3 protein-coding genes and 1 pseudogene are annotated in these 5639 nt (G+C 49.6%); 1 reads left to right on the plus strand and 3 read right to left on the minus strand.

All coding sequences use genetic code 11. The features are described 5' to 3' along the window. Positions 1 to 1536 (plus strand): sigma 54-interacting transcriptional regulator (locus ACOJTG_RS07000; protein WP_420153146.1); only part of this gene is annotated, 1536 nt, incomplete at its 5' end. Here the strand turns inward: ACOJTG_RS07000 and ACOJTG_RS07005 are convergent. The 3 genes and pseudogenes from ACOJTG_RS07005 to ACOJTG_RS07015 all read right to left on the minus strand — a co-directional run. Further along, complete coding sequence (locus ACOJTG_RS07005) at positions 1533 to 3869, minus strand: histidine kinase dimerization/phosphoacceptor domain -containing protein (RefSeq protein WP_420153147.1); 2337 nt, start codon at positions 3867 to 3869, stop codon at positions 1533 to 1535. The genes ACOJTG_RS07000 and ACOJTG_RS07005 overlap by 4 nt on opposite strands. 349 nt (positions 3870 to 4218) lie before the next feature. After that, positions 4219 to 5220, minus strand: a complete 1002-nt coding sequence (locus tag ACOJTG_RS07010) for a type I glyceraldehyde-3-phosphate dehydrogenase (protein ID WP_420153148.1) — start codon at positions 5218 to 5220, stop codon at positions 4219 to 4221. A 114-nt stretch (positions 5221 to 5334) separates the two neighbouring features. Next, positions 5335 to 5639 (minus strand): annotated as a pseudogene (locus ACOJTG_RS07015) (ring-cleaving dioxygenase); the annotation flags it as partial.

Here is a 5639-nt window from a genome sequence, read left to right on the forward strand (position 1 = left end):
CGAAATGGTAGTGATGTACGTTCGGTTCTGGCCCAGGTGGCGGGTAGTATCAACGAACGAATGCCCGTGGATATGGTCGCTCTGTACCGGGTTGGTCCAGCTCCGGAAACGGTTTCCGTGACGAGTATAGCTCAGAAAGAAGCCGGCGTTTTTGTGACCGTAACCGAGCAAGAACTCGGCCTGCGAAACGGTATACAGCCCGCCGACTGGCAACAAGCCTTAGCTGATATGCCCTACTGGCTCATCAAACCTACCCTTTGCGTTGGGGGCCAGTTTACCGATGGTCCCTCTGGTAATGCCGTGAGTGATCTGTACCAGAAACTGGGTTTACCTTCGGTCATGTACGTGCCCATTTTTATCAAAGATCAGGCCATGGCCTCGCTGGTACTGGCCAGTCGGGCACCCTATGCCTTCACCTACAAAGACCTCAGTACCTTACAGGATATTAGCGTTCAGATGGGAATGGCCCTGGAAAACCTACTGGCTTTTGAACGCATTAAAACCCTGAGTGAGCAGCTCGAACTCGAAAAAACGTACCTCACCGAAGAGATCAAGACCAGCCATAATTTCGAGGAGATTATTGGTTCCAGCTCTGCCTTACAAGCCGTGTTCACGCATATTAGTCAAGTAGCCCGAACCGACGCAACGGTATTGATTTTGGGTGAAACGGGAACGGGTAAGGAGCTGGTAGCCCGAGCTATCCACAACCGATCTACGCGACAAGGCCGAACGGTTGTCAAGGTCAATTGTGCCGCCTTACCAGCTCAATTGATTGAGTCTGAGTTATTCGGGCACGAGCGGGGAAGCTTTACCGGGGCCACTGAAAAGCGGATTGGCAAGTTTGAACTAGCGAATGGCGGTACCCTGTTTCTCGATGAAATCGGGGAGCTTCCACTTGAATTACAGGCGAAACTACTACGGGCCATTCAGGAACGAGAAATTGAACGGCTGGGGGGTAAAGGCCCGATCAAGATCGACACCCGAATCATTGCCGCCACGAATCGAAACTTACAGCAGGAAGTAGCCGATGGGCGGTTTCGCTCCGATTTGTACTACCGTCTGGCCGTATTCCCCATTGTCGTGCCGCCCCTCCGCGAGCGACCCGAGGATATTCGTCCCTTAGCCATGCATTTTCTCCGACGTCTCAGTAAAAAACTGGGCAAACCACTGACGAGTATCGCCAATACATCCCTCCAACAACTGCTTACCTACGACTGGCCGGGCAATATCCGTGAACTGGAACACGTCCTGGAACGAGCCGCCATCCTATCCCCTACCGCTACGCTGGAACTGGCGGAACCTTTACGCACAAGTCCCTTATCGGGCGTACCGGTTTTTTCCAGCCCTTCGGCAGAGCAGGTACAACCCATTGAAAAAACCATGCGGGCGGCTATTCTGGCGGCTTTGGCTAAATCAGGCAATCGCATTCGGGGTAACGGCGGTGCGGCGGAACTACTGAATTTAAAACCCACCACACTCGAAGCCCGGATGAAGAAATTAAACATCAGCGGGTATACTAAACCCACTAATAGCTAAAGCGGCTTATCCAGTACTGCCTGCCTTTCTTTGGCCCGGTCCGTTTTGGGCGTACCGCCAAATTCTAAACAAATCTCAACCCCATTCGCTTGGTTAATCACCAGATCCGCTCCAATCTGTCTACTTAAGCCCCGGATCATGGTTAGTCCCAGCGTGGGTACATCCTCAAGGTTTAGCTCCTGGGGAAAGCCTACGCCATCATCGCAAATCCTCACGCGGTACTGATGCGGTTGTACCCACTGTAGTTGTATCCCAATTAATCCCGGACGATTGTGGGGAAAGGCGTATTTAAGTGAGTTGGTCACGGCTTCGTTGATGATTAGCCCAATGGGAATAGCCTGAGCGACATCCATTTGGATTCCCGACACATCCAGTTTGGTTCGGATGCTCTCCGTTTGCGGAAAGGATTCCATCAGGTAATCAACGATTTCATGGATAAACTCGGCCATGTTTACCAAAGCCAGATGTTCCGACTGATATAGTTTCTGGTGGATCAATGCCATGGCATGTACCCGGTTCTGGCTATCCTTGATGGCCGTGCGGGCGTTAGAATCCTGTAGAAAATTCAACTGAGTATTGAGCATACTGGAAATAATCTGCAGGTTGTTTTTTACCCGGTGATGGATTTCTTTCAGCATCCATTCTTTTTCTTCCAGCAGATTTTCCTTCTCCAGTAGAATTTGCTCCAGCGAATCATTTTTACGATTGATTTCGAGCTGCTTCGTTTGTAAAAGCTGATTACTCCGCTGCTTGAGCCGGTACTGCTGGTAACTCACCCCTAATAATCCGGCCAGAAGAACGGCCCCGAGGATGATGCTGTTGCGGGTTGTTCGTTCGTGACTGAGTTCATTTTGCTGGAGGCGGCTTTGCTCGCGAAGTAAGGCGATGTCCTGTTCTTTCTTTCGGGTATCGTATTTGATTTGCAAACTGGCGATCTGCTTACTTTTCTTTTCATTAAACAGCGAATCACTCAACGCTTTGTGCAGCCGGAAATGTTGAATGGCCGACACGTAATTCCCCCGAGCCGAATCCACTTTAAACAAGAGCAGGTGAATATCTTTGATGGTGGAACGGGCGTTTTTCTGCGGAGAAAAACTCAGGGCTTTGCGAAGATGAAAATCAGCTTTTGCGAAGTCTTTTTGCTGCAAATAAAAGGTCCCAATGTCCTGCTCAGCCTTTTGAGAAGCCTCGAAATCAAGTTTGTTCTTTTCGTACCAAGCGAGGGCTTCTTTGTAATAGTGTTCGGCTACGGGGTACTGATGCAAGGCATCGTAACAATAGGCCAAATTTTGAGCAACACAGGCTTTTTGAATGAATGTATTGGTGGGTATTTCCTGAATCAGTTTTTTCAGTAACTGAAGAGCCTCCTTCGGTTTATGCTGGGCAATCAGATCCTTGGCAATGAATCCGGCGGTGTTAAACATGGCGAAGTTGGCTAACTTTTCCTGTCGCCACTTCACCAGTGATTTTTTGTACCATTCTAAGGCTTTCGGATGGTTGCCCGTCTCCTCATAAATACGCCCTAAGTCACTGTAATAGGCGGCGGCGGAAGCCGTATCGCCCGTTTGATGCATGTTTTCGATGCTAAGAAGAGCGTAGCGTAAGCCTTTTTCATAATCGCCCTTCAGGATACCTACACTGGACAAGGAATTATAGGTGTAATGAAGCTTCGGGTATTTAATGGCCTTATAGCAATGTAATGCATGAATCAAACCCGCCTCCGCACTGTCCAGATCCCCCTGATAAAGATAGGTATCGGCCATTTCTTTCAGGGCATTGGTTTCCTTTTCAGGATTAGGTAAAGACCGATAGATGGCGGCCGCCTGACGAAAATTAGCAAAGACCGGTTGGTAATCCTCACTACTATTGCGTAACCAAACGGCCCACCTGAAGCGGGTATTGGCCTCCCCCAGCCGATCGCCGGTTCGCTGACAATCACGGATTAATTGCCGCAACCGTTGCTCCCCTTGCCGAGTGTTTCTTTCTTCCAGATCGGCCACTACCAGCATGCTTTCCGCATCATGGTACCAACTTAACAAGTGCAGGGAGTCGCTTAATTTTTTAGCCCGATTCAGATAGGTTCGTCCACTATCTAAATCAATTTTGGCCTCCCCCGGCTTATAGATATGAAACTTGCCAAGTTCCATTAACACATGCACCCGGTTTTCGTCCGCTTTACTCTGGCGTAACTGAAGCAACAACTGATTGACCATGGGTCGGTTGATGTTCTGTCCAATCGCCGATAAGCTGAACAAAATCAGACCCAAAACAAGAACTGAACGCGTAGGTTTTCCCGTACTGATTCGTTGAATGGTTTGCCAATCGTTATACATTCGATGAAGCGGCAGTAGCACTGCTCGTTAGAAGTGGCCACAAACAAAAATAGCTCACAATAAAGATACGAGCTTCCACGAAAATTAGGCTAGGGATTAACCAGGAACCAACGTATACGTTTGGTCACCTATACGTGATTGGGTGGAGAAACGAACCAGACCTAGCTACAAGTCATGGACTGACAACAGTAGATATATACTAGTTGAACTGCTTACTGTACAACCTTGCGTTTTGCACATACAATCGGACCCACCGCGAATCTGGGAAGGCTCTGCAAAGGAGTCATAATCTCTTCTTTGCAGAGCCTTTCCCACAAAGGAATTCTCAAATTAGTACAAGGATCGTTTTTTAAATTCGTTCCAGCAGAAAAGCGGCGACCTCGGCCAAACGATTGGAAAAACCCCACTCGTTATCGTACCAGGCGGCTACTGATAATAGTTTGCCCTCTTTGGCCGTCAGGGGTAAGTCGACGATGGACGAATGCGGGTCGGCAACGATTCGGGAGGACGCCCACTGATCTTCCAGTACATCCATTACCCCTTGCAAAGGCCCATCACTGGCCGCTTTCCGGAACGCATCATTGACTTCCGCTACCGTACAATCCTTTTCGGTAATGAGATTGAGTTCGGCAATACTCCCCGTGCGGGTGGGAACGCGGTACGCCTTACCCGTGATCTGAAGGTCTTTCCAGATGAACTGAAGAGCCCGGGCGGCCCCCGACGACGAGGGTATAATATTCTCCGCCGCCGCCCAGGAGTCCCGGCGATCTTTCATGGGCTGGTCGGTGAGTGACTGGGAATTGGTATACGAGTGAACCGTTGAGAAAAGTCCGTATTGGATGCCAAAGTTTTCCAGGATCACTTTGACCACGGCGGCCAGAGCATTGGTTGTACAGCTCCCCATACTAATGATCCGGTGATTGGCGGCATCAAATGTATCCAGATTGATCCCTTTTAGCAGTACCGCATCACAATCGGCCAGCGTTTTGCTAGGAGCACTCACGAGTACGTACTTCGCTCCATGATCCAGATGAACCTGGGCTCCGGCCCGTGTTGTAGCCCGGCCCGTACAGTCCACCACCAGATCCACGCCCAGAGCTGACCAGTCCGGTACTTCCTTCCCAGAATTGTAGTAGGGAATGTTTCGGTCGCCGATGGTAAGTAAACCTTCACTGCCCGAAACGGGCTCCGGCCATCGACCGTAATTGGTATCAACGGCAAACAAAGCGGCCAGGGTAGGTTCATCGCGAATGTCCGCAATAGCGGTGGGTACAAACCACTGGTGCTGTAGAGCGATTCGTAGGAATTGCCGGCCAATCCGGCCAAATCCATAAAGTCCAATCGTTTTCATAAGAAGGTAAGAATACGGTTGATTGACAAACTATTTACCAAATCCGGAGTGGTAGGCTAGCTAAACGCTGAAATAGGTTGTAAATCAAGCGGTAAGTGAAACACCTAAACTCGTTTAGTTCGTATCCAGCGGCGGCAGCCCTTTTTCTATTTTTGCCCGTGAGCCTTCATATTGTTGGGGCAGTTTCAGCTGACTTCCTAATTCCGTCAATGGCTCGTCAACGGTGAAACCGGGATTATCGGTTGCAATTTCAAACAAGACGCCCCCGGGTTCGCGGAAGTACAGGGAGAAAAAATAATCCCGGTTGATTTTGGAGGTAATCTGTAAGCCACTCTGCAGGATTTTCTCCCTGAATTCCATTTGAATCGCTTCGTTAGCAACCCGGAAGGCTACGTGATGATTGGTTCCGGCGGCATTGC

The sequence above is a fragment of the Siphonobacter sp. genome (assembly GCF_048595215.1).
Lineage (GTDB): Bacteria > Bacteroidota > Bacteroidia > Cytophagales > Spirosomataceae > Siphonobacter.